Annotated in this window: 21 protein-coding genes; 4 read left to right on the forward strand and 17 right to left on the reverse strand. The window is 66.2% G+C overall.

Features of this window, described 5'->3' with window-relative positions; translation table 11 throughout:
• Positions 1–19: 19 nt before the first annotated feature.
• The 7 genes from ACFQ50_RS08960 to ACFQ50_RS08990 all read right to left on the reverse strand — a co-directional run bounded on the left by ACFQ50_RS08960 (position 20) and on the right by ACFQ50_RS08990 (position 4,664).
• The gene (locus ACFQ50_RS08960; protein WP_377995169.1) at positions 20–847 is read right to left on the reverse strand and encodes a F0F1 ATP synthase subunit delta; all 828 of its coding nucleotides are present in this window, start codon (positions 845–847) and stop codon (positions 20–22) included.
• Positions 847–1,398 carry a F0F1 ATP synthase subunit B gene (locus ACFQ50_RS08965; protein ID WP_377995170.1) on the reverse strand — a complete coding sequence of 184 codons (552 nt, stop codon included), beginning with the start codon at positions 1,396–1,398 and terminating at the stop codon, positions 847–849. Before ACFQ50_RS08965 ends, ACFQ50_RS08960 begins: the two co-directional genes overlap by 1 nt.
• A 53-nt stretch (positions 1,399–1,451) precedes the next feature.
• Positions 1,452–1,670, reverse strand: a complete 219-nt coding sequence (gene atpE / locus ACFQ50_RS08970; protein WP_003804776.1) for an ATP synthase F0 subunit C — start codon at positions 1,668–1,670, stop codon at positions 1,452–1,454.
• A 78-nt stretch (positions 1,671–1,748) separates the two neighbouring features.
• Entirely contained in the window at positions 1,749–2,549 is an 801-nt protein-coding gene (gene atpB, locus ACFQ50_RS08975; RefSeq protein WP_102972065.1) for a F0F1 ATP synthase subunit A, read from the reverse strand.
• A gap of 81 nt (positions 2,550–2,630) precedes the next feature.
• On the reverse strand, positions 2,631–2,969 hold the full coding sequence (locus ACFQ50_RS08980) for a hypothetical protein (protein ID WP_377995171.1): 339 nt from the start codon (positions 2,967–2,969) through the stop codon (positions 2,631–2,633).
• Positions 2,962–3,447 carry a hypothetical protein gene (locus tag ACFQ50_RS08985; RefSeq protein ID WP_377995172.1) on the reverse strand — a complete coding sequence of 162 codons (486 nt, stop codon included), beginning with the start codon at positions 3,445–3,447 and terminating at the stop codon, positions 2,962–2,964. Before ACFQ50_RS08985 ends, ACFQ50_RS08980 begins: the two co-directional genes overlap by 8 nt.
• An 89-nt stretch (positions 3,448–3,536) precedes the next feature.
• Positions 3,537–4,664, reverse strand: coding sequence for an MraY family glycosyltransferase (locus ACFQ50_RS08990; protein ID WP_377995173.1), 1,128 nt, complete (start codon positions 4,662–4,664; stop codon positions 3,537–3,539).
• Between the two features lie 295 nt (positions 4,665–4,959).
• On the opposite strand from ACFQ50_RS08990, the gene ACFQ50_RS08995 reads away from it, so the two are divergent.
• Positions 4,960–5,856, forward strand: a complete 897-nt coding sequence (locus ACFQ50_RS08995) for a glycosyltransferase (RefSeq protein WP_377995174.1) — start codon at positions 4,960–4,962, stop codon at positions 5,854–5,856.
• Between the two features lie 17 nt (positions 5,857–5,873).
• Here the strand turns inward: ACFQ50_RS08995 and ACFQ50_RS09000 are convergent, their stop codons facing one another.
• From ACFQ50_RS09000 to argS, 10 genes are all read right to left on the reverse strand, one after another.
• On the reverse strand, positions 5,874–6,659 hold the full coding sequence (locus ACFQ50_RS09000; RefSeq protein WP_377995175.1) for a WecB/TagA/CpsF family glycosyltransferase: 786 nt from the start codon (positions 6,657–6,659) through the stop codon (positions 5,874–5,876).
• The gene (locus tag ACFQ50_RS09005) at positions 6,656–7,468 is read right to left on the reverse strand and encodes an L-threonylcarbamoyladenylate synthase (RefSeq protein ID WP_377995176.1); all 813 of its coding nucleotides are present in this window, start codon (positions 7,466–7,468) and stop codon (positions 6,656–6,658) included. Before ACFQ50_RS09005 ends, ACFQ50_RS09000 begins: the two co-directional genes overlap by 4 nt.
• Positions 7,469–7,483: 15 nt before the next feature.
• Entirely contained in the window at positions 7,484–8,398 is a 915-nt protein-coding gene (gene prmC, locus ACFQ50_RS09010; protein ID WP_377995177.1) for a peptide chain release factor N(5)-glutamine methyltransferase, read from the reverse strand.
• Positions 8,399–8,413: 15 nt separating this feature from the next.
• Positions 8,414–9,487, reverse strand: coding sequence for a peptide chain release factor 1 (gene prfA, locus ACFQ50_RS09015; RefSeq protein ID WP_377995178.1), 1,074 nt, complete (start codon positions 9,485–9,487; stop codon positions 8,414–8,416).
• A gap of 230 nt (positions 9,488–9,717) precedes the next feature.
• A complete protein-coding gene (gene rho, locus ACFQ50_RS09020; protein WP_377995179.1) occupies positions 9,718–11,901 on the reverse strand; it encodes a transcription termination factor Rho in 2,184 nt (727 codons plus the stop codon).
• 443 nt (positions 11,902–12,344) lie between these two features.
• Positions 12,345–13,310: a homoserine kinase gene (gene thrB, locus ACFQ50_RS09025; RefSeq protein WP_377995180.1), complete on the reverse strand. Its 966-nt coding sequence runs from the start codon at positions 13,308–13,310 to the stop codon at positions 12,345–12,347.
• Between the two features lie 11 nt (positions 13,311–13,321).
• A complete protein-coding gene (gene thrC / locus ACFQ50_RS09030; RefSeq protein ID WP_377995181.1) occupies positions 13,322–14,428 on the reverse strand; it encodes a threonine synthase in 1,107 nt (368 codons plus the stop codon).
• Positions 14,429–15,745 carry a homoserine dehydrogenase gene (locus ACFQ50_RS09035; RefSeq protein ID WP_354258545.1) on the reverse strand — a complete coding sequence of 439 codons (1,317 nt, stop codon included), beginning with the start codon at positions 15,743–15,745 and terminating at the stop codon, positions 14,429–14,431. It lies immediately after the preceding gene.
• Positions 15,746–17,260, reverse strand: a complete 1,515-nt coding sequence (gene lysA, locus ACFQ50_RS09040; protein WP_377995195.1) for a diaminopimelate decarboxylase — start codon at positions 17,258–17,260, stop codon at positions 15,746–15,748.
• 5 nt (positions 17,261–17,265) lie between these two features.
• Positions 17,266–18,915: an arginine--tRNA ligase gene (gene argS / locus ACFQ50_RS09045; RefSeq protein WP_377995182.1), complete on the reverse strand. Its 1,650-nt coding sequence runs from the start codon at positions 18,913–18,915 to the stop codon at positions 17,266–17,268.
• Positions 18,916–19,107: 192 nt separating this feature from the next.
• Between argS and ACFQ50_RS09050 the strand changes: the two genes are divergently transcribed.
• The 3 genes from ACFQ50_RS09050 to ACFQ50_RS09060 are packed head-to-tail and all read left to right on the forward strand — an operon-like array spanning position 19,108 to position 22,022.
• Positions 19,108–19,587 (forward strand): hypothetical protein, encoded by a 480-nt coding sequence (locus tag ACFQ50_RS09050; RefSeq protein WP_377995183.1) that lies wholly within the window; start codon positions 19,108–19,110, stop codon positions 19,585–19,587.
• A gap of 9 nt (positions 19,588–19,596) precedes the next feature.
• On the forward strand, positions 19,597–20,469 hold the full coding sequence (locus tag ACFQ50_RS09055; protein WP_377995184.1) for an FAD:protein FMN transferase: 873 nt from the start codon (positions 19,597–19,599) through the stop codon (positions 20,467–20,469).
• Complete coding sequence (locus tag ACFQ50_RS09060; RefSeq protein ID WP_377995185.1) at positions 20,466–22,022, forward strand: ferredoxin--NADP reductase; 1,557 nt, start codon at positions 20,466–20,468, stop codon at positions 22,020–22,022. Before ACFQ50_RS09055 ends, ACFQ50_RS09060 begins: the two co-directional genes overlap by 4 nt.
• The last annotated feature ends 8 nt before the right edge of the window (positions 22,023–22,030 follow it).

Genomic DNA, 22,030 nt, shown 5'->3' on the forward strand with positions numbered 1-22,030 from the left:
TTGTGTTGTGCTTGTCCGGCTAGCCGGCCAGCTGGCGCTGGAGATCGTTCAGGCGGGTGAAGACCGAAGCGTCAAGCACTTCGTCCCCCACCTGCACCCGGATGCCGCCGATCAGCGTGGGGTCAGCCTTGACGTTGACCTTCAGTTCCCGTCCGTAGAGGGAGTTCAGTCCCTGCTGCAGACGGTTTGCCTGCGCCTCCGTCAGGGGACGCGTAACGCTGACCGTCGCGATCCAGCGCTGCTGGCGCTTGGCGGCGAGCTCGGCGAAACGGCTCACGAGCCTGGTTGCCTTGATGCCACGGGGCTGCGTGACTGCCTGTCCGACGAGGACCTTTGCTTCCTCACTTGCGGAAGGAACCAGCCTTTCGGCAAGGACAGTCTTTGCTGCCGCGCTGGCCTGCGGTTCAGACAGGGCGCGCTGCACGTCGTGGTTGGCAGCCACGGCCTGGTTGAAGGAGAAAAGATCGTTCTCCAGCTCCTCCAGGCCGGTGATACCGGAGGCAGAAACGGCCGACTTGTTTTCAGCAACGGCGATGACCACCGTTGCGGCAAGCGTCTCGAGTGCATCGCCGATGTCTCGCGCCGATGCCCAGCGTGAGCTGGCCAGACCGGCTGCGATGTCCACGGCTTCGGCGGAAGCTTTTCCGCCGAAGAGCTGCTTGATCAACGCCGACTTTTCCTCACCGCTGCGGGAGGGGTCAGTCAGGGCGCGGCGCAAGCCGGCCGAGCTGTCTACCGCTCCCAGGATCCCGAAAAGTTCCTTTGCCAACTGCAGCGATGCAAACGGAAGCTTTGGCTCCAGCTCGGTCAGCGCCTTGGTCAGCGATTCGCTCGATACACCTGCCATTACTTAGCTACACCTGCGTTCTGGGTCTCCAGATCGGCCAGGAAGCGGTCAACAACCCGTGCTGCGCGCGCGTCGTCCTCGAGGGTTTCCCCAACGATCCGGCCCGCGAGCGTGGTGGCAAGGGTGCCCACCTCCGAACGCAGCGACACAACGGCCGCCTGGCGCTCGGATTCGATCTGTGCGTGTGCCTGGGCGGTGATCCGCGCAGACTCGGCGCCAGCCTTCTCCTTCAGTTCCGCAAGGATCTGGGCGCCTTCGGCACGTGCTTCCTCGCGGATCCGGTTGGCCTCCGCACGGGCATCAGTGAGCTGCTGCTTGTACTCTTCGAGTGCGGCAGAAGCCTCAGCCTGGGCCTTCTCAGCCTTGGCGATGCCGCCTTCGATGGCCTCGGCACGCTCTGCGAACGTCTTCTCGAACATCGGGACAACGAACTTGACCACGATGAAAAAGAGGACAGCAAAGCCGGCGAGGACGACGCCCATTTCCCAGACGTTGGGCACGAGCGGGTTTGTCGCCCCTTCAGTGGCGGCTGAGATGATCAGCTGATTCATGTTTCACCCGTCCTTATCTACTCGGTTCTGAATGTTCGCTAGGTTCTGAAGGTTTACTTGAGAACGAAAGCGAAGACCAGGCCCAGGATGGCGAGGGCTTCAGTCAGCGCAAGGCCGAGGAATGCGATCGGCTGCAGGACGCGCTGGGCTTCCGGCTGACGTGCCACACCGTTGATGTAGGCGGCGAACACGAGACCCACACCGATACCACCGCCGATGGCCGAGAGGCCGTAGCCGATGAGGTTGAGGGAGCCGTTGATGGAGCCTTCCATTTTTCTTCCTTTCAAGATGCCATGTACATGGCAGGTTGTTTGGGTTGCTTCATCCCCGCGAGGGGAAGTTTGAGGTGCCTAGTGGCTGTCGGCGTGGAGTGCGCCTTCGATGTAGATCGCAGTCAGCAGTGTGAACACGTACGCCTGCAGCGCCATGATCAGCGCTTCCAGCATGTACATGGCAATCGCGCCGGCAAGAACCAGCACAGAAGTGCCCTTGAGGAGGACGTTCTCCTGCATGACGAGGTATTCGATGCCGGAGCCGGCAATCATGACGATCAGGTGACCGGCCAGCATGGTGGCGAAGAGACGCAGGCTGTGCGTGACCGGACGGACCAGGAAGTTGGAGATGATCTCGATCGGAATGACGATCGGGAGGATGTAGACCGGGACACCGGAGGGAACGGTGGCGAGCTTGAAGTAGCGCAGGCCGTTCTTCTTGATGCCAATGCCGATCCAGGTGACGTACACGATGGCTGCCAGCACGTAGGCGCCGCCGACGTGCGAGAAGCTCGGGAGCTGGATCACCGGGATGGCGCCGTAGATGTTGTTCACCAGGATGAAGAAGAACAGGCTGAACAGCAGCGGGACGTACTTGATGAAGTCCCTGCCACCGATGATGTCCTTGGCGATGCTGTTACGGACGAAGCCGTAGGCGGCTTCACCAGCGAACTGCAGCTTGCCGGGAACGAGCTGCTGCTTCCGCGCAGCGAGCACAAAGAATGTGGCGATAATGACGACGGACAGGATAACCAGCAGCATCTGCTTGGAGAATCCGTCTGCCGCACCCCACGGCAGGATTGCCGGCAGGTGCATTTCTTCAATTCCGGGAGGTGTGAACTCTCCTGAATTTTGGGCCGGGAGCGCAAGCGCGATCAACGCGTTTCCTCTCTGCAGTGTCCATCGTTGGGCGTTGGTCGGGTTCCGGCGCGCGTCATGCTTGCCCTCCCCCTCGTGAAATTATTTGGCATTACTGTTCCCGTCCTCCGACGGGCCGCTGGCTGCACCGTTCCCGCCAGTTGGTTTCCTTGAACTGGTGAGGCCGTGCATATGGGACAGATAGAACCCTCCCGCAGCTCCAAGCAGAGCGCCTACGAGCACAATCCAGCGGGTTCCCCACAGATAATCCAGTCCCCAGCCTATCAAACTCCAGACGATGATTCCGCCAATAATGTAGCTAAAGACGGCCATTCCAGCGTTGTAACCGCCGTCGGAATTCTCGCCGGGTACGGCGGCAGGACCGGGGGTCGGCCCGGGTGCCCCGGGCTCGTTTTTACCCGGGTGGCTGCGCTTAGACATCGGTGGCGCCCCTGTCCTGCTCTGGGTCATTGAAGATCTGCAGCCGGGCCTTGCTGAAACCGTAGATCTCGGCTGCCTGCCATGTGACCACGGCCACGACGGCGCCAATGACGAACCAGCGGCCGTGCAGCCAGCCGGGGGCACCGACGGCGAACAGGACCACGGCGAAGCCGATGACCTTGACGAAGTACGTCGCCACGAACAGTCCGACGGCACCTGAGGGGTTGTTACGCCCCACGAAGTGTCCGATCAGGAGGCTGATCGCGAAGAACACGACCACCAGCAGGCCACCGAGGCTGCTGGACAGAACACCGGTCCAGCCGTTCAGGAGGGCAGCCACCACGCCGGTCAGGACCAGGGCGCCGCCGGCTGCTGCAGAACTGAGTCCAAGCAGACCGAGCCAGAGCGACCGTGTGGGCCCGGAGACGCCAACGAATCCTTTGCCGGACGCAGGTCCGGGCTCGGGGTTGGAGGTCATGCGAACCCAATCTTCGGGGCAGGGTGGAGTGGTGCAGGAAAGACCTGCACCTGAATTCTACACGAGATAGAAATTTTCCGAAAAGCGCGTTACTCGGGTGCCTGGCCCATGCCGGCGCTCTCCCCGCGGCGGCTCAGGTACGGCCAGGCCGTGACCAGGCCCATGATGAGTGTGGCAGCGATCATTGCTGCCAGCACAATTTGCCAAGGGTAGACGGCAAAGGCGAGGCCGCCGAAGGACAGCACCGCTGCCCACAAGTACAGGAGCATGACCGCGGTGCGGTGGGAATAACCGATGTCCATGAGCTTGTGGTGCAGATGTCCGCGGTCCGCGGACCACGGTGAACGGCCGACGGCGGTGCGCCGCACCACCGCGAGACACAGGTCCAGGAGGGGCAGGAACAGCACCGCAAACGGCAGCAGGATGGGGATGATCGTGGGGATACCGTTGACGCGGTCATAAAGCCCCGACGTGATCTGCCCGGTAGAGACCACACCGGCTGAGGCCATCAGCAGGCCTATCAGCATCGCGCCGGAATCGCCCATGAAGATCTTTGAGGGAAACCAGTTGTGCGGCAGGAAGCCCAGGCAACTCCCCACGAGGACTGCCGTCAGCAGTGTGGCGAGGTCGGAACGGTCCAGGATCGGCGCATTCCGGTGGACCCAATATGCGGTGAGGAAGAACGCCGACCCGCCGATGATGGCCACCCCGGCCGCCAGCCCGTCCAGCCCGTCGATGAAGTTGAACGCGTTCATCGTGACGACGATGAGGCCGGTGGTGAGGGCGATGTTGACCGGGTCCGACTCGAAGCGGATCGGCTCCGGAACGAACGGAATGATGGTCATCCGGACACCCCAGACGGCCACCACGAGCGCGGCGCAAGCCTGCCCGATCAGCTTGACCCACCAGCGAAGGTCCAGGAGGTCGTCCGCCACTCCCACCAGCACGATGACGGCGGCACCCGCCACCACACCCCACGGAGAGCCGTTGTTCCGGAAGATGTCCTTGACGAAGAAGGACTGGCTTGCGATCGCCAGCGCCACCAGCACGCCGGCGAAGATTCCCAGCCCGCCGAGCCGCGAGACCGGGCTGGAATGCATGTCCCTGCTGCGGATCGGGGCGAAGAGCTCAAGCCGGTTGCCGATCAGGCGCGCACCCCACGTTGCCCCGTAGGAGACGACGGCCGCTGTCAGCATCATGGACAGGTACATGATCATGGCGCGGCCACCGTTCCCGGGGCGCGGCGAGTGCTGCCATGCTGCAGGCTATTCGGATGCGGATTCGGGGTCAGGCCGGGCGGACCATGCGGGTTCGTTAGGTGTGGATCTGACGTGCAATAAATGAAACTTCTCCGTCGCCATGCGCACAGACAGGCAGTGCATAGTGCCTGACGGGGCTGTATTACAGTGGACTCTAGTCAAGATACTAACGCCAACGGGTACATCGCTTCGCGTCACACGGCCTTACGCCGGCGGGAAACTTGCCGACGGCTGTGCTGAAAGGATCCCCGCAATGCCAGTGTCGGTCGCAGTTGCCGCCGTGACGTTTGACCGTCCCCGTGAGCTCGCCGTCCTGCTGAAAGCCATCAATGGGCAGACGGCTTCCGTGTCCACAATCTGCCTCGTTGACAGCGGCACAGTGCCGGCAAGGGACGTCGCGGCCCAGCATGCAAATGTGGACTACATCCGTTCGGAAGCCAACCTGGGCGGCGCCGGCGGCTTCTCCCTCGCGGCCCTTAAGGCGGTAGCCAGCGGCGCCGACTGGGTCTGGATGATGGACGACGACGCCGAACCGGCGGACGCCGGGTGCCTGGCCACTCTGATCCGGGAAGCGGAGGCGCGCGACCTGGAGGCTGTTGTGCCCCTTGTGGTGGCTCCGGGGCACCCCGACCAGCTCTCCTTCTTCTTCAGGCTGGACGGAAAGGTCTCGCATGACCGGGCCGCGCTGGAAAAGGTGGGGTTCCTGCCGAACGACGGCCATTTCTTCAACGGCGCCCTCATCCGCTCCGACGTGTTCTTCAAGGTAGGGCTGCCGGACATGCGCCTCTTCATCCGCGGCGACGAGGTGGACTTCACCATCCGGCTGCGCAAGGCGGGCATCCGGTTCGGCACCGTCACCACGGCGGCGATCATGCACCCGCACGCGTTTTCCGAAACGAAGCACGTGTTTGGTGCCCGCTGGCACGTCATCGTCCCGGAGGGCGCCTTCAAGAGGTACTACTACTACCGCAACCGCGGCTACCTCATTCGCCGCCACTTCCGGGTGAAGTCGCTGGTGGCCGATGTGGGCGGCTACCTCGGCTACTTCCTCCGCCGGGGCGATCTCCGCGGGCTGGCGGACTGGTTCCGGGCGTTCTCCACGGGGCTCCGCGGCAAGGGATTTGGCCCGCTGAAGGACCAGAAGTTCTGACGTAGGCGGGGTTCTTTCTAGCCCTGTCCGCGCAGCCGGCGCCGCAGCAGCAGCCCCAGCAGGACCCACGGTTCGCCAAATACCCGGTACGCCACGCGGCGCGGATGCAGCAGCAGCCGCCAGGCCCACTCCAGGCCCAGCCGGCCCAGCCAGCGGGGCGCCAGCTTCTGGATGCCGGCGATCTGCTCAATGGCTCCTCCGACGGCGCAGTACACGGCGGGCGGAAGCGAGGGCAGGCGGCGCCACAGGACCTCCTCCTGCAGCGGCATGCCCAGGCCGATCAGCACCAGCTGCGGCTGGACTTCGGCCAGCCACGCGGCGGCCTTCTCTTCCAGGTCCGGGTCCCAGCCCTCCCCAGGCATTCCGAAGACAGTGGCGCCCGGCACGATGGCCTGCAGCTTCGCCACGGCCTTGGCGTTGGCAGTCGCCCCGGCGCCAAGGACGGCGATGCGGTGGAGTCCGCCCAAGCGGCCCAGCGCCGGAATCCAGTCCGTTGACCCGAGCCGGTAGTCCATGACGGGCCGCGTGCCGGGGCCCGCCTTCTCCCCGCCGGTCTTTTGCCGGCCTCTCCCCCACAGCCAGAGGACGGGCGCGCCGTCGAGAAGGACAACGTCGCTGTTCTCGTAGAACTTCCTGAACCCGGGTTCGGAGTGGAAAAGCGTCACGCTGTGCAGATTGTGTCCGACGACGGTCCTGGTGGTGCCCTCAGCCACGAATCCGTTGAGGACTGCGGTCAGTCCGTCGACGTCCAAGGGCGTGGCATCCACTCCGAGGACCGGTATGGCTTGCCTCTGCAGCGTCATTCGGCGCTTGCAGGCTTTTCGCCGGCGTCGGAGTGCACAGGATCTTCTGCGCCGTCTTCCGGCGCAGCGTCCCCTGCTGCAGTGTCCTCATCGGCGGCCGCGGTGGCCTCAGCCTCGGCCGCGGTGACCTCAGCTTCATCCGCAGCGTTGCCGTTGATGTCGAGGACTCCGGGGACCACTTCCCGCAGCCGCTCGATGCTGATGGCCCCCTCACGGACAACGCGCAGCGGCAGCGATGTGGCATCCACGATGGTGGACGGCCGGGCGTCGGTTCCCTCGACCGGCCGGAAGCCGCCTTCAAGGTAGACCTCCACGGACTCCGCGAGCTGGGTGCGTGCTTCGAAGGCTGTCTGTGCGGGCGCCTGGCCGGTCCGGTTCGCCGAGGATACGGCGAGGGGTCCGGTGACGGTCAGCAGGTCGATCGCCACCTCGTCGTCCGGAATTCGAAGGGCAACGGTCCCCTTGGTCTCGCCCAGGTCCCAGTCGAGGGACGGCTGAGCGTGGAAAATCAGGGTCAGCCCGCCGGGCCAGAAGGCCTCGGCCAGGTCCCGGGCATCCGGGTACACATCGGTGGCCAGCCCGTCGAGCGCGTTCAGGCGCGGAATCAGGACCGGCGGCGGCATGTTCCGGCCGCGGCCCTTGGAGACCAGCAGCATGGTGACGGCCTGCGGGGAAAAGGCATCGGCGGCGATTCCGTAGACGGTGTCCGTGGGAAGGACAATGCACTTCTTCTCGAGGATCGCCCGCCGTGCGTGGGCGATCCCGGCGGTCCGCTCGTCGTCGGCCGTGCAGTTGTACGTAGTGGTCACTGCCTCATTCTTTCATTACTCCGCGGGCGGGAAAGCAAGGACGGCGCTGGTGGCGCGTTCCTTGCCATTAAGGTCAAAGTGCGTGGTGACGTCGGTCCAGAGCCCGGTCCGCTTCAGCATCGACGATATCCAGCCGGCCTGGACCTCGGCGTGTTCCATCACGAAGTAGCCGCCGGGAACCAGGAGCCGCGCCGCCGAGGCGGCGGCCGCCGTCGGCAGTTCCATGCCGTCCGCTCCCCCGCCGTAGAGCGCTTCCGGCGGGTCGTGGAGCGCCACTTCCGGTTCGTTGGGAATGGCCTCGGCGGGGATGTACGGCGGGTTGGAAACCACGACGTCGAACGTTCCGTTGAGCTCCGGCAGAGCGTTCCGCAGGTCCCCCAGCAGCAGGGTGACCCCCAGCGGCCGGAGGTTCTTCGCGGCCCAGGCGTGCGCGAACTCGCTGAACTCGACCGCAAAAACCTCGGCCTCGGGCACCTCGTGCGCGATTGATCCGGCGATGGCACCGGATCCGGTGCCCAGGTCCACTACCTTGGGGCGGACAACGCCTGTGCGTTCCAATGCGCGCAGCCGGTCGATGACCAGCTGCACCACGGACTCGGTTTCCGGGCGGGGAATGAAAACACCGGGTCCAACCGCGAGCTGGAGGTAGCGGAAGTGCGCCACGCCGGTGATGTGCTGGAGCGGAATCCGGGTGGCGCGCTCGGCAACAAGTTCGGCGTAGCCTGGCGGAGCGGGGGTATCACCGAGCATCATGGCCCGCAGCCGGCCCAGCCCCACGCCCAGCAAATGGTCGGCCAACAACTCGGCGTCCACGCGGGGGCTGGGCACGCCAGCCTCGGTAAGGCGCTCTGTCGCCTCCCGGACGGCGTCCGCCAGGGACTGGGCAGGCGGACTGTGCTCTGGCGCCGCCGGGGTTTGCTCGGACGTCATGAGATTCCGGGGTTCCTAGTCGCCGATGGCGTCCAGCCGCGCCTGCTCGTCCATCTCGATGGCGGACTGGATGACCGGCTCGAGGTCCCCGTTCATGACCTGGTCAAGGTTGTAGGCCTTGTAGCCCGTGCGGTGGTCGGCGATCCGGTTTTCCGGGTAGTTGTACGTGCGGATCCGCTCGGACCGGTCCATGGTGCGGATCTGCGACTTCCGCTGCTCGGAGTTGGCGGCGTCGATCTGCTCCTGCTGGTGGGCCAGGATGCGGGCACGGAGGACGCGCATGCCGGCTTCCCGGTTCTGCAGCTGGGACTTCTCGTTCTGCATGGCCACGACGATTCCGGTGGGAAGGTGCGTGATGCGGACGGCGGAGTCGGTGGTGTTGACGGACTGGCCGCCGGGGCCCGAGGACCGGTACACGTCGATTTTGAGGTCGTTCTGGTTGATCTCGAGCTCTTCGGGCTCGTCAACCTCGGGCAGGACAAGAACACCTGCGGCCGATGTGTGGATGCGGCCCTGCGATTCGGTCACGGGCACACGCTGGACGCGGTGCACACCGCCCTCGAACTTGAGCCGCGCGTAGACGCCCTCGGCGGGATCGTTGGAGCTGCCCTTGACGGCCACCTGGACGTCCTTGTAGCCGCCGAGGTCGGACTCGGTGGAGGAGATGATCTCAGTCTTCCAGCCCCGCGATTCCGCGTAGCGGGTGTACATGCGCAGCAGATCGCCGGCGAACAGGGCAGCCTCGTCGCCGCCTTCACCGCCCTTGACCTCAAGGATCACGTTGCGCGCATCGTCCGGGTCACGGGGAATCAGCAGCCGCGTCAACCGCGCCGCAGCGGTCTCCAGGGCTTCCTCGAGTTCGGGCACCTCGGCAGCAAAGTCAGGGTCCTCGGCAGCCATCTCCCTGGCAGCGGTAAGGTCATCCTGCAGCGCGTGCCACTTGTGGTACGCGTCCACGATGCCGTTCAACTGCGCGGACCGCCGCCCCAGCTTCCGCGCCAGCTTCTGGTCAGCATAAACAGCCGGATCCCCCAACTGCGCCTGGATGGAATCATGCTCATCCAACAGGCCCTGTACGGACTCAAACATTTTCAAAACCTTTCGTTCTGCACCTATTTTAATCAGGCGCAAAATCGGCGCGCTACGGTGAGCGAGCCACGCAACTGCCGCGCGGATGTTCCGCCCCGGGAGTGGCATCGGGCCTGTCGGAGTGTTGCAGCTGCCGTACGCAGTACGTCAGCTGCAACGCGAAGGGGCGGGGGCGGAACATCCGCGCGGCACCCACCGCACGAACGCACCAGCGCCCGCCCCTAGCTCAGCTACTTGTCGTTATCCGACTTCGCACCAAGCGTCGTCTTCTGGACCTGCATGAGGAACTCGACGTTGCTTCCGGTCTCGCGGATCTTGTTGGTCAGGAGTTCCAGGCTCTGCTGGGTCTCGAGGCCGGAGAGGACGCGTCGCAGCTTCCACATGATCTTGACCTCTTCGGCCGAGAGCAGGTTTTCTTCGCGGCGGGTGCCGGAGGCGTTGACGTCCACGGCGGGGAAGATGCGCTTGTCTGCCAGCTGGCGGGACAGGCGGAGCTCCATGTTGCCGGTGCCCTTGAACTCTTCGAAGATGACCTCGTCCATCTTGGATCCGGTCTCCACGAGGGCGGTTGCCAGGATGGTCAGCGAGCCGCCGTTTTCGATGTTGCGGGCAGCACCGAAGAAACGCTTCGGCGGGTACAGCGCTGCGGAGTCCACACCACCGGACAGGATGCGGCCGGAGGCCGGGGCTGCCAGGTTGTAGGCGCGGCCCAGACGGGTCATGGAGTCAAGGAGCACCACGACGTCCATTCCCATTTCCACGAGGCGCTTGGCGCGTTCGATGGAGAGCTCGGCCACGGTGGTGTGGTCGTCGGCGGGACGGTCGAAGGTGGAGGCAATGACCTCGCCCTTGACGGTGCGCTGCATGTCCGTGACTTCTTCGGGACGTTCGTCAACCAGCACCATCATGAGGTGGACCTCAGGGTTGTTGGTGGTGATCGCGTTGGCGATGGACTGCAGGATGAGCGTCTTGCCGGCCTTGGGCGGGGAGACGATCAGGCCACGCTGGCCCTTGCCGATCGGGGCGACCAGGTCGATGACTCGGGGGCCGATCTTCTTGGGGTCGGTCTCGAGGCGGAGGCGCTCGGACGGGTACAGCGGGACGAGCTTGGCGAACTCCACGCGGTCCTTGAGGTCCTCGGCGGTCTTGCCGTTCACCGAGGTGACGCGGACCAGCGCGTTGAACTTCTGGCGGGCGGACTGCTGGCCGCGGTCCTCGCCGTCGCGCGGTGCGCGGATGGCGCCAACAACGGCGTCGCCCTTGCGCAGGTTGTACTTCTTGACCTGGGCCAGGGAGACGTACACGTCGTTCGGGCCCGGGAGGTAACCGGACGTACGGATGAACGCGTAGTTTTCCAGGACATCCAGGATGCCCGCCACCGGCAGCAGCACGTCGTCGTCGGTGACCTCGACGTCGTCGACGTCGGGCCCCTGGCTGCGTCCCCGGCGTCGGTCGTTGCGGTCACGGAAGCGGTCGTTGCGCGAGGAGTTGTCGCGGCTGTCCGAACGCTCGTTGCGGTCGTTCCGGTCGCGGCGGTTCCGCCGGTTGCGGCGGCTGCCGCCGTCGTCGTCGGCGTCGCGGTTGTCGTCACGGCGGGTGTCGTCACGGCGGGTGTCGTCACGGCGGGTGTCGTCACGGCGGGTGTCGCGTCCGCCGGCTTCGCCGGCGTCGCGGCCACCACGGCCGCGGGTGTCGCGGCGTTCGCGCTGTCCGGCTTCGCCTTCGGGTGCCTGCTCGCGGGTCTCAGCACCGCGGGTCTCAGCTCCGCGTGCTTCCGTGCCGCGTGATTCCGTGCCGCGTGCCTCCGGGGCAGCTTCGGCGGGAGCGGCGGGTGCCTCAGCGGGTGCCGCTGCGGCAGCTTCGCCACGGCGGCGGTTGCGGGTGCGCGGCTGGCGGCGTTCCGCGCCTTCTGCCTCGGCACCACCCTCGGCCGGAGCGGCGGCGGGAGCCTCGGCAGCGGCCGGTGCTTCTGCCGGCGCCGCCGCCGGAGCCTCAGCGGCCGTTTCTGCCGCAGTTGCGGCGACAATGCCATCGCTCACTGCCCGGCGGCTGCGGCCACGGCCACGTGCACGGGTTTCCTGCGCCGGAGCCTCGGCTGCTTCTGCAGCCGGGGCTGCTGCGGCGGTTTCGGCAGCGGGGGCAGCCGGGCTGGTTACAGCAGCCTTGGCGGCGGTCCGAGCCGGTGCCTTGGTGACGGTGGCGGACGTGCCTGCACGGTGCGCGGAAATGGCCGTCACCAGGTCGCCCTTGCGCATGCGGGATCCGCCGGAGATACCGAGCTGGCTGGCAAGCGCCTGCAGCTGGGCGAGCTTCAGGCCGGCAAGGCCGCTGCTCTTGGCGGGAGCTTCCGTCAACGATCCGGAAGCAGAAGATGGTGTGTCCACAGCTGGCGACAGCTCAGTGGTTTCGGTCACGAAGGATCCTTCCCCCTCGACGGCGTCCAGACTGTGAGCTGGACGCGATGATTGGATCTGGGCTGCAGTTCAGATCTGCAGCCGGGATGTCGGCCTTGCCGGTTGGAGTTCGGCCAGCAGGGCCGGATACTGATCACCTTCAAACGCTCCGCAAAGCTGGCGGGGCGGCGGACTGGCGGTTCAGGGAACAGAAATCCATCTGTAGGTTCCTGACCAGGCCAAGCAGGTGGCACCGGAAAATATTTCGCAATAAGAGATCGAAGCAGCAGCAGATCGAAGCAGATTCTGACCCGATGACCGATTAAGGCCATTCTCGGAGTCGTTGACTGCACGGTCTCTTGGCTGCAGGGCCCTCTCGACTGCAGAGTCGCCGTCCGGCTGCATCAAAGAATGCGGTTATGACTCAGTGAATGCGGTGGGGACTGCGGAGACTGCATGCGGTTTTACCGCCGGTGCACTCCCACTTTAGCACCTTCGACGTCGACTGCCAGCTTCATCGCACGCCACTTGATGTCCGGCGTGTTTGCCTCGGAAAACGCGGCGATGAATTCCAGAACGGCGGCGGCCTCGGCCTCGCCGTTGGTCAGGACCAGAACTGTGGGTCCGGCGCCGGATACTACGGCCGCGTGGCCGGCTCCGCGCAGGGCCTTGATCAGGCCGGCGCTGGGCCGCATGGCCTCCGCACGGTAGCTCTGGTGCAGGAAATCCTCGGTGCCTGCGAGCAGGAATTCAGGCTTCTGCGTAAGGGCATGGATCAGAAGCGCTGCGCGGCCGGAGTTCATCGCGGCCGCGTGATGGCCAATGGAGGCAGGCAACAGGGCGCGCGCGGCCTCCGTAGAGAGCTCGTAGTCCGGAACTGCCACGATGGGGATCACGGCAGCGTTGACCGTGGCGCACGTGCTGCTGTACTGGTCACTGTCCTGCCATGACAGCGCCAGTCCGCCGTAGATCGCCGGAGCGACGTTGTCCGGGTGGCCTTCCATCTCGCTGGTCAGCTGCAGGATCCAGTTCTTGTCCTGCTGCACCCCCGCCGGCAGCAGCGCGTTGGCGGCTGTCACGGCTGCCACCACTGCGGACGCGGACGAGCCCAGGCCGCGGCCGTGCGGAACGACATTTTCGGCGGTGATCTTCAGGCCGGTGTGGCGGTAGCCCAGTCGCCCGAAAGCGGCATTCATCGCCCGGACCACCAGGTGGCTGGCGTCCCGCGGAAGGGACTCCGCACCCTCACCGCTGAGTTCGAAGACCAGCTCGTCGCTGTCCAGGCTCTCGACGGTGAGGGTGTCGTGCAGGGTCAGTGCCAGCCCGAGGCTGTCATAGCCGGGGCCGAGGTTGGCGCTGGTGGCCGGAACCCGGACCGTCACCTGCTGCCCGGCCTGGATGGCGGGCAGCTGTGCGGTCTGCGGCAGCATGGTTTCCACTGTTATTTGTCTTCCAGTCCCAGTTCTGCAGCAACGGTCACGACGTCGTTCGGCACCTTGACCGGCTGGACATCGCTGCCGTCCTCGGTCCTGAGAGCCCACTGCGGGTCCTTGAGGCCGTGGCCGGTGACGGTGATCGCGATGGTCTTGCCGGAAGGCACCTCACCTGCGGCGTGCTTCTTGAGCAGGCCTGCGACGCCCGCGGCGGAACCGGGCTCCACGAAGACACCCTCTTTGGCGGACAGCCAGCGGTGGGCGGCCAGGATTTCCTCGTCCGTCACGGAATCGATGAATCCGCCGGACTCGTCACGGGCGGCGATGGCGCCGTCCCAGGAGGCGGGGTTGCCGATCCGGATGGCGGTGGCGATGGTGTCCGGCTCCGTGATGGGGTGGCCGGCCACGAACGGAGCGGCGCCCGCGGCCTGGAAGCCCCACATGGCCGGGGTCTTGGTGGCGACGGGAGCGAGCGTGCCGGCCGTTTCGGACTCGAACGGGGCGGAGTACTCCTTGTAGCCCTTCCAGTAGGCCGTGATGTTGCCGGCGTTGCCGACCGGGAGCACGTGGATGTCCGGGGCGTCGCCCAGGACGTCGACGATCTCGAAGGCGCCGGTCTTCTGGCCCTGGATGCGGGCCGGGTTCACGGAGTTGACCAGGAAGACCGGGTAGGACTCGCCCAGCTTGCGGGCAATGTCCAGGCAGTTGTCGAAGTTGCCGTCAACCTGCAGGAGCGTGGCACCGTGCGCAATGGCCTGGCTCAGCTTGCCCATGGAGATCTTGCCTTCGGGCACCAGCACGGCACACGTCAGGCCGGCGGCGGTGGCGTATGCCGCAGCCGAGGCCGACGTGTTTCCGGTGGAGGCGCACACCACGGCCTTGGCCCCGGCCTCCACGGCCGCGGTCATGGCCATGGTCATGCCGCGGTCCTTGAAGGAACCGGTGGGGTTCATGCCCTCAACCTTGAGGTAGACGTCCGAGCCCGTCAGTTCGGACAGCTTCTGGGCGTAGACCAGGGGCGTGCCGCCCTCGCCAAGGGTGATGACCCTGGTGGCCGCGGTTACGGGCAGACGGTCAGCGTATTCGCGGATGACACCGCGCCATTGGTGAGCCACTTAAGCTCCTTCTACCCGAAGTACGGATGTAACGGAATTGATCACGTCAAGGCCCTTCACGGCTTCGACGGTCGCTGCCAGTGCAGCTTCGCTTGCGCGGTGGGTGACGATCCGCAGCTCGGCCGATTCCACGTTGGAGTCGGCATCGCGGTGGATGGTCTGGCGCATGATTTCGATGGAGACGCCGTGCTCGGCGAACAGCTGGGCGATCTTCGCCAGCACGCCGGGCTGGTCCGCAACGTCCAGGCCGATGTAGTAGCTGGTGGTCGCGGCGTCGATGGGCAGCGCCGGGACGTGGCCGGTGGTGGACTCGATGCGTCCGGGTCCGCCCAGGACAATGCGGCGGGCGGCCGAGACGAGGTCGCCCAGCACGGCAGACGCCGTCGGGGTTCCGCCGGCGCCCTGGCCGTAGAACATCAGCTCACCGGCGTTTTCCGCCTCGACGAAGACAGCGTTGAACGCACCGCGGACGGCCGCGAGCGGGTGTTCGCGCGGCAGGAGCGTCGGATGGACGCGCACGGAAACACCCTCGCTGCCGTCGCCGTTGCCGATTTTCTCGGCGATGGCCAGCAGCTTGATGACAAACCCGGCTTCCTTCGCGGCGGCAATGTCGGCGGCGCTGACGCGGGTGATGCCCTCGCAGTAGACGTGCTCCAGGTCGAACCGGGTGTGGAAGGACAGGGACGCCAGGATGGCGGCCTTGGCGGCGGCGTCGTGGCCCTCGACGTCGGCCGTCGGGTCGGCTTCGGCATAGCCGAGCCGCTGGGCCTCGGCGAGGGCGTCGGCGAACTGCGCACCGGTGGAGTCCATCTGGTCCAGGATGAAGTTGGTGGTGCCGTTGACGATGCCCAGCACGCGGGTGATGCGGTCGCCGGACAGGCTGTCGCGGATGGGGCGCAGGATGGGAATGGCGCCGGCCACGGCCGCTTCGTAGGACAGTTCGACGCCGGCCTTGTCCGCCTCCTCGTAGAGGGCCGGACCGTCGGCGGCCAGCAGGGCCTTGTTGCCCGTGACCACGCTGGCGCCGTTCTGGATGGCGGACAGGATCAGCGAGCGGGCCGGCTCGATGCCGCCCATCAGCTCGATCACAAGGTCGGCGTCCTTGACCAGCGTTTCACCGTCGGTGGTGAACAGCTCGCGCGGGAGGTCCACCTCGCGCTCGGCATCGAGGTTCCGCACCGCGATGCCGGCCAGTTCCAGGCGGGCGCCGGTGCGCGGCGCCAGGGTGCCGGCGTCGTCAATCAGAATCCGCGCCACCTGAGCCCCGACGTTGCCACAGCCCAGCAGGGCCACTTTCAGGGTTCGCAATTCGGTCATTCAGGCTCCCATGTCGCGGTTCAGCAGATCTTCTTCGGTTTCCCCGCGGACAATCAGCCGGGGAGATCCGTCGCGCACAGCGACAACGCCCGGCCGGGCCAGATAGTTGTAGTTGCTTGACAGGGCCCAGCAGTAGGCGCCGGTCCCCGGTACAGCGAGCAGATCACCGGCTGCCACGTCCTCGGGCAGATATACATCTCTAACAACTATGTCGCCGCTCTCGCAATGTTTGCCCACTACGCGGGACAGCTGCGGGGCCGCCGCGGAGGTGCGCGAGGCGAGAATGGCCGAATAATCCGCGTCGTACAGCACCGGACGGGCGTTGTCGCTCATGCCGCCGTCCACTGACACATAGCGGCGCGGGTGCGTAACGTTCTTCGCAGCATTATCACCGGCTGCGCCGTTGCCGGCGGCCGGGGCGTCCACCCGCACGGTTTTGAGCGTGCCCACCTCGTAGAGCGTGAAGGTGCTGCTGCCCACGATGGCGCGGCCGGGTTCGATGGAAATCCGGGGCGCTGTAATCCCCAGTTCCGTGCACTTGGAACGCACGACGGCGGCCATCGCCTGCGCGATGTCGGCTGCCGGGCGGGGCGTGTCCACCGGGGTATAGGCGATGCCGTAGCCGCCGCCGAGGTCAAGCTCGGGCAGGGTGATGGAGTATTTGGCCTGGACCGCGGCCAGGAAGGTCAGCAGCTTTTGGGCAGCCAGCGCAAAGCCGTCCGGCTCGAAGATCTGCGAACCGATGTGGCAGTGCAGCCCCAGCAGCTCCACACTGCTGTACGACGCGGCCGCAGCCACGGCTTCCTCGGCAGCGGACAGGCCTGCTTCGTCAGTCGAATCCCCGGCCATGGAGAGGCCGAATTTCTGGTCCTCGTGGGCGGTGGCGATGAACTCGTGCGTGTGGGCGTGCACACCGGGCGTCAGCCGCAGCATGACTTTGGCGGTCTCCCCGCGGCCGGCGGCGATCTTGGCCACGCGCTCCAGCTCGTCCAGGCTGTCCACCACGATGCGGCCAAGGTTCATGTCCAGCGCCCGGTTGATCTCGGCGTCGGACTTGTTGTTGCCGTGCAGCGAAAGGTTTGCGCCGTCGATGCCGGCCCGCCCCGCGACCGCAAGTTCGCCGCCGGAACAGGTGTCCAGCCGCAGCCCCTCCTCGGCGACCCATTTCGCGACTGCGGTGCAGAGGAAGGACTTGCCGGCGTAGTAGACGTCCACTCCCCCGCAGATGTCGGCGAAGGCGTCGTCGAACGCGTCCTTGAAGGCGCGGGCGCGGGCGCGGAAGTCCGATTCGCTCAAGACGAAAAGAGGCGTGCCGAACTGCTCCTTGAGGGCGCTGACGGGGATGCCGTCAATGGCAAGCTCGCCGACGGCATTTCGCTCCACCCCGCCTGCCCACACCGGGGTGTGCAGGGCGTTGAGGTCCGCGGGGACGGCGAGCCATTCCGGAGCAAGCGGCGAGGCGGAGTTGTTGGACGCTGCGCTGGTGTTTGCCGTGCTGTTGGTGGTTTCCTGCAAGCCAATCACATCCGTTCCGGCGCCGAAACGCCCAGCAGTTCCAGTCCGTTGGCGAGTACCTGGCTGGTGGCGTCATTGAGCCACAGCCTGGTGCGGTTGGTGTCCGTCACGGCGTCGTCGCCCATGGGGGCAATGCGGCAGGCGTCGTACCAGCGGTGGTAGGCGCCGGCAATGAGTTCCATGTGGCGGGCCACGCGGTGGGGCTCGCGCAGCTCCGCGGCCTTGCCCACGATGGACGGGTAGCTGCCCAGGTAGGACAGCAGTTCGTTCTCCGTGGCGTGGTCCAGCAGGGAGGCGTCGAAGGCGCTCCGGTCCACGCCTGCTGCCACTGCGTTCCGCGCCGCGCCGCGGGACCGGGCGTGGGCGTACTGCACGTAGAACACGGGGTTCTCGTTGGAGTGCTTCTTGAGCAGCTCGGGGTCCAGCGTGAGCGGGGAGTCGGCAGGGAACCGTGCCAGCGAATAGCGGACCGCGTCCGTTCCCAGCCAGGAGATGAGGTCCTTGAGCTCAATGATGTTGCCGGCGCGCTTGGAGAGCTTGGCCCCGTTGACGGACACCAGCTGGCCGATGAGGACCTCGATGTTGACCTCGGGGTCGTCCCCGGCAGCGGCGGCAATGGCCTTGAGCCGGTTGATGTAGCCGTGGTGGTCGGCGCCCAGGAGGTAGATCTTTTCCGTGTAGCCGCGGTCCTTCTTGGAAAGGTAGTACGCGGCATCGGCGGCGAAGTACGTCGGTTCGCCGTTCGCACGGATCATGACACGGTCTTTGTCATCACCGAAGTCGGTGGTGCGGAGCCAGACGGCACCGCCGTCGTCGAACACGTGGCCCTGCTCGCGAAGGCGGGCAACGGCACTTTCGATCGCGCCGGCGTCGTGAAGTTCCTGCTCGGAGAAGAACACGTCGAAGGAGACCCCAAAGTCCGCCAGAGTGTCCTTGATGTCCTTGAGCTGTGCCTCGTAGGCCGCGGCGCGGATAACGGGCAGGGCCGCCGCGTCCGTCAGTTCGCGGATGTCCGGGTGCTGCGTCAGCACCTCGTGGCCGAGGTCGCGGATGTATTCGCCCGGGTAGCCGCCCTCGGGTACGTCGCGGCCGTGCAGGCGCGAGAGTACCGAATTGGCAAAGACGTTCATCTGGGAGCCGGCGTCGTTGATGTAGTACTCGGCGGTGACATCGGCGCCGGAGGCGCGAAGCACCCTGGCGATCGAGTCGCCCAGGGCTGCCCAGCGCGTGTGGCCGATGTGCAGCGGGCCGGTGGGGTTGGCGGAAACAAACTCCATGTTCACGGTGTGGCCGGCGAGCGCGGTGTTGGTGCCGTACTCCCTGCCCGCTTCGACGATGGCCTTGGCCAGCGCGCCGGCGGCTGCGGCATCAACTGTGATGTTAAGGAAGCCGGGACCGGCGATTTCCACGCCGTCGACGCCGCTGATGTCCTTGAGCCGGGCGCTGAGCAGCGTGGCAAATTCGCGGGGGTTGGTGCCGGCCTTCTTGGCCAGCTGCAGGGCGATGTTGGTTGCCCAGTCGCCGTGCTCCCGGTTCTTCGGACGCTCCACCAGGACGGAGTCCGGTATAGCCGCCTCCGCAAGGGCAATGTCGCCGGCGGCCACGGCGTCTTTCAGGCAGGCGGATATTGCGAGGGAGAGTTCTTCGGGAGTCACACTCCTAGCCTACCGGGGAGCCCGTCGCGGCGCGGAATCCGGGGGCGCCGGCACACGCCCTCGGCGTCACAGCAAATAGTAGGGAAATTCACAGCAAGTGCCCTTAACCTTTACTCACCCACTAAATTGTTGAAACATCAACACTGAACTCAACGCTGTCCCTGGCGTGCCCGCACCACGAAAAGAGACCCCGTGAAGCCTTCAATCCGCAAAACTGTTTTCGCCGGCATGGCCGGCCTGTCCCTCGCCGGAACGGTGGCCGGCTGCGCGCCTTCCGCCCAGCAGCCCGCCGCGCAGGAGAGTGACCCCTCGGCGGCGGCATCCGCGTCGGCGTCGGGAACTGCAACGGCTTCCGCTTCCCCATCCGGCTCCGCGGCCGGCTACAAGGACGGGACCTACAGCGCGGACGGCAACTACAAGTCCCCCAACGGCACCGAGACCGTGGGCGTTCAGCTGACACTGGCCAACGGCACGGTGTCAGCGGTGGAGATCACCGAGCACCCCTCCAATCCCAACACCCGGAAATTCCAGGGCCAGTTCGCCAGCGGCATTGCCGATCAGGTGGTGGGCAAAAGCCTTGATGAGATCAACGTCTCCAAAGTGGCGGGCTCCTCCCTGACCAGCGGCGGCTTCAACCAGGCGGTCGAAGCGATAAAGGCGCAGGCCCTGTAGGCGGCTGTCATGCCGCACGCGGGCTGGCAGGACTTCCGGTTTGACGGCATCGGGACCGGCTGGGAAATCTCCACCCCTGACCCGTTGCCCCCGGGGCTGCGCAGCTCCTTGCTGGACGAAGTGGAGCGCTACGACGCCACGTGGTCCAGGTTCCGGGAGGACTCCCTGGTGACCCTGATGTCCCGGGCGCCCGGGCAGTACCAGCTGCCGCCCGAAGCGGCAGGCCTGGCCGCACTCTACCGGCAGCTCTACACACTCAGTGGCGGGGCCATGACGCCCCTCATCGGTGAAAGCCTTGAGCGGCTGGGCTACGATCCGCACTATTCACTGCAGCCCCACGGAGAAGCTGCGCCTCCACCGGCGTGGGACGCCGTCCTGGAATGGCAGGGAACGTCACTGCGCACCACTGCCCCGGTGATGCTGGACATCGGCGGGGCCGGCAAGGGCCAGCTCGTGGACCTCCTGGCCGGGCAGCTACGGAGCCACGGGGTCAAGGACTTCTTCATTGACGCCAGCGGGGATCTCCTGAACGGCGGCCCGGAGCCGGTTCAGGTGGCTCTGGAGCACCCCTATGACACCACCAAGGCCATAGGAACTGTGCCGCTGGGATCCGGCGCTCTCTGTGCTTCGGCGTCCAACCGGCGGGCCTGGGGAGACGGGCTCCATCACGTCCTGGACGGCACCACCGGGGCGCCGGTCAGGACGGTCGTGGCCACCTGGGCGCGGGCGGAGACCGCCATGGAGGCGGACGCCCTGGCCACCGCCCTGTTCCTGGTTCCGGCCGAGGACCTGGACCGGAACTTCCGTTTTTCCTGGCTCAAGGTATTTTCCAACGGCAGCGCGGAATACTCCGCGGAATTCGAAGGAGCGCTGTTCACATGAGTTCAACCACCTCCCGGCAGCAGGCCTCGCCAGGCACCGCCCTGGACGCCTATCTGGGCCGGTTCACGATGTACAGGCTGGTGCTGTTGGTGCTGGCCGTGCTGGCGGCCTACAGCCTCCTCCTCGACGCCCTCGGCTGGCTGACGTTCGGCATTCCCAACATGCTCGCCCACCTGGCCCTCTGCCTGGGGTTGACGTACGTTTCCAACCTTGGCCTGGCCGCGCTGTTCCGCGTCCAGCCGCATTCGGAATCCTCGCTGATTACGGGCCTCCTCCTCTACTTCCTGTTCTGGCCCACCCAGCTCGGCCCGGCGTTTGCACCGATGGACCTGGCCGGGGTGGCGCTGGCCTGCGTCCTGGCGTCAGCCTCCAAGTACGCCCTCGCCTGGCGTGGCAGGCATGTCTTCAACCCCGCGGCCGCCGGGGCATTCGTCACTGGGCTGACTGGCCTCAACATCGCCACCTGGTGGGCGGGCACGCCGGCCATGCTGTGGCTCTTGGTCCTTGGCGTCCTGCTGGTGCTCTACCGCACCAGGAAAACGCTCATGGCCGCCGTCTTCATTCTGGTGGCCACCGCCGTCGTGGCCGCGGTGCAAGTGCCCTCCGGCGTCGATCCCGGAAGTGCCGTGTGGCAAACCCTGGCCCAGGGACCCGTGCTGTTCTTTGCCGGGTTCATGCTCACCGAGCCGCTCACCCTGCCACCCCGGCGCTGGCAGCAGCTGGCGATGGCCGCCGTCGTCGGAATCCTGCTGGCCACCCCGTACAACTTCGGTTTTGTGGCGAACTCCCCCGAGCTGGCACTGCTGATCGGCAACCTGCTGGCGTTCCTGGCTGGCCAGCGCGGAAGCGTGCGGCTGCTGTTCAGCCACTCCCGCAGGCTTACGCCGACGACGACGGAATTCGTCTTCCGCCCCCAGCGCCCGCTCCGCCACGCGCCAGGACAGTACCTGGAACTCGATCTTCCGCACACCAAGCCGGACAGACGGGGCAGGCGCCGCGTCTTCAGCCTGACCAGCCCGCCCGAGGCAAAGCATGTGAAGATCGGCGTCGGCACCGCTGACCCCGTCTCCGCGGCGAAGCGCAGGCTGCTGTCCCTCAAGCCCGGCGAGGAGCTCACAGCCACCACAGTGGCGGGCGATTTCGTTCTGCCGAAGGGGCAGGACCCCGTGCTGCTCATTGCCGCCGGCATTGGGATCACGCCTTATTTGGCGCACCTGTCCGGCGGTGTGGCCCGCGAGCGCGACACCGTGCTTCTCTACCTTGCCCGCAATGCTTCGGAACTCGCCTACGCAGCCGAATTGCAGGATTCCGGCGCCCGCATCGTCGCCCGCCTCGCCGACGGCTCGGTGCCGCCGGACTTCATCGAGGACGCGGGTGCGCTGCTTGCCCCGGGAGCACGGCTGGACGGTCACGCGCTGACACGGCTCGTGCCGGACATCGGCCAGCGAAGGGTATTCATCTCGGGCTCACCGGCGAGCGTTGGATCGCTGCGGCGTGCCGCCCGGCATGCCGGCGCCCGCCGTATCCACGTGGATTCGTTCGCGGGATACTAGTGGGAGAT

It is taken from the genome of Arthrobacter sp. NPDC056493 (genome assembly GCF_042795115.1).
Classification (GTDB): Bacteria; Actinomycetota; Actinomycetes; order Actinomycetales; family Micrococcaceae; genus Arthrobacter.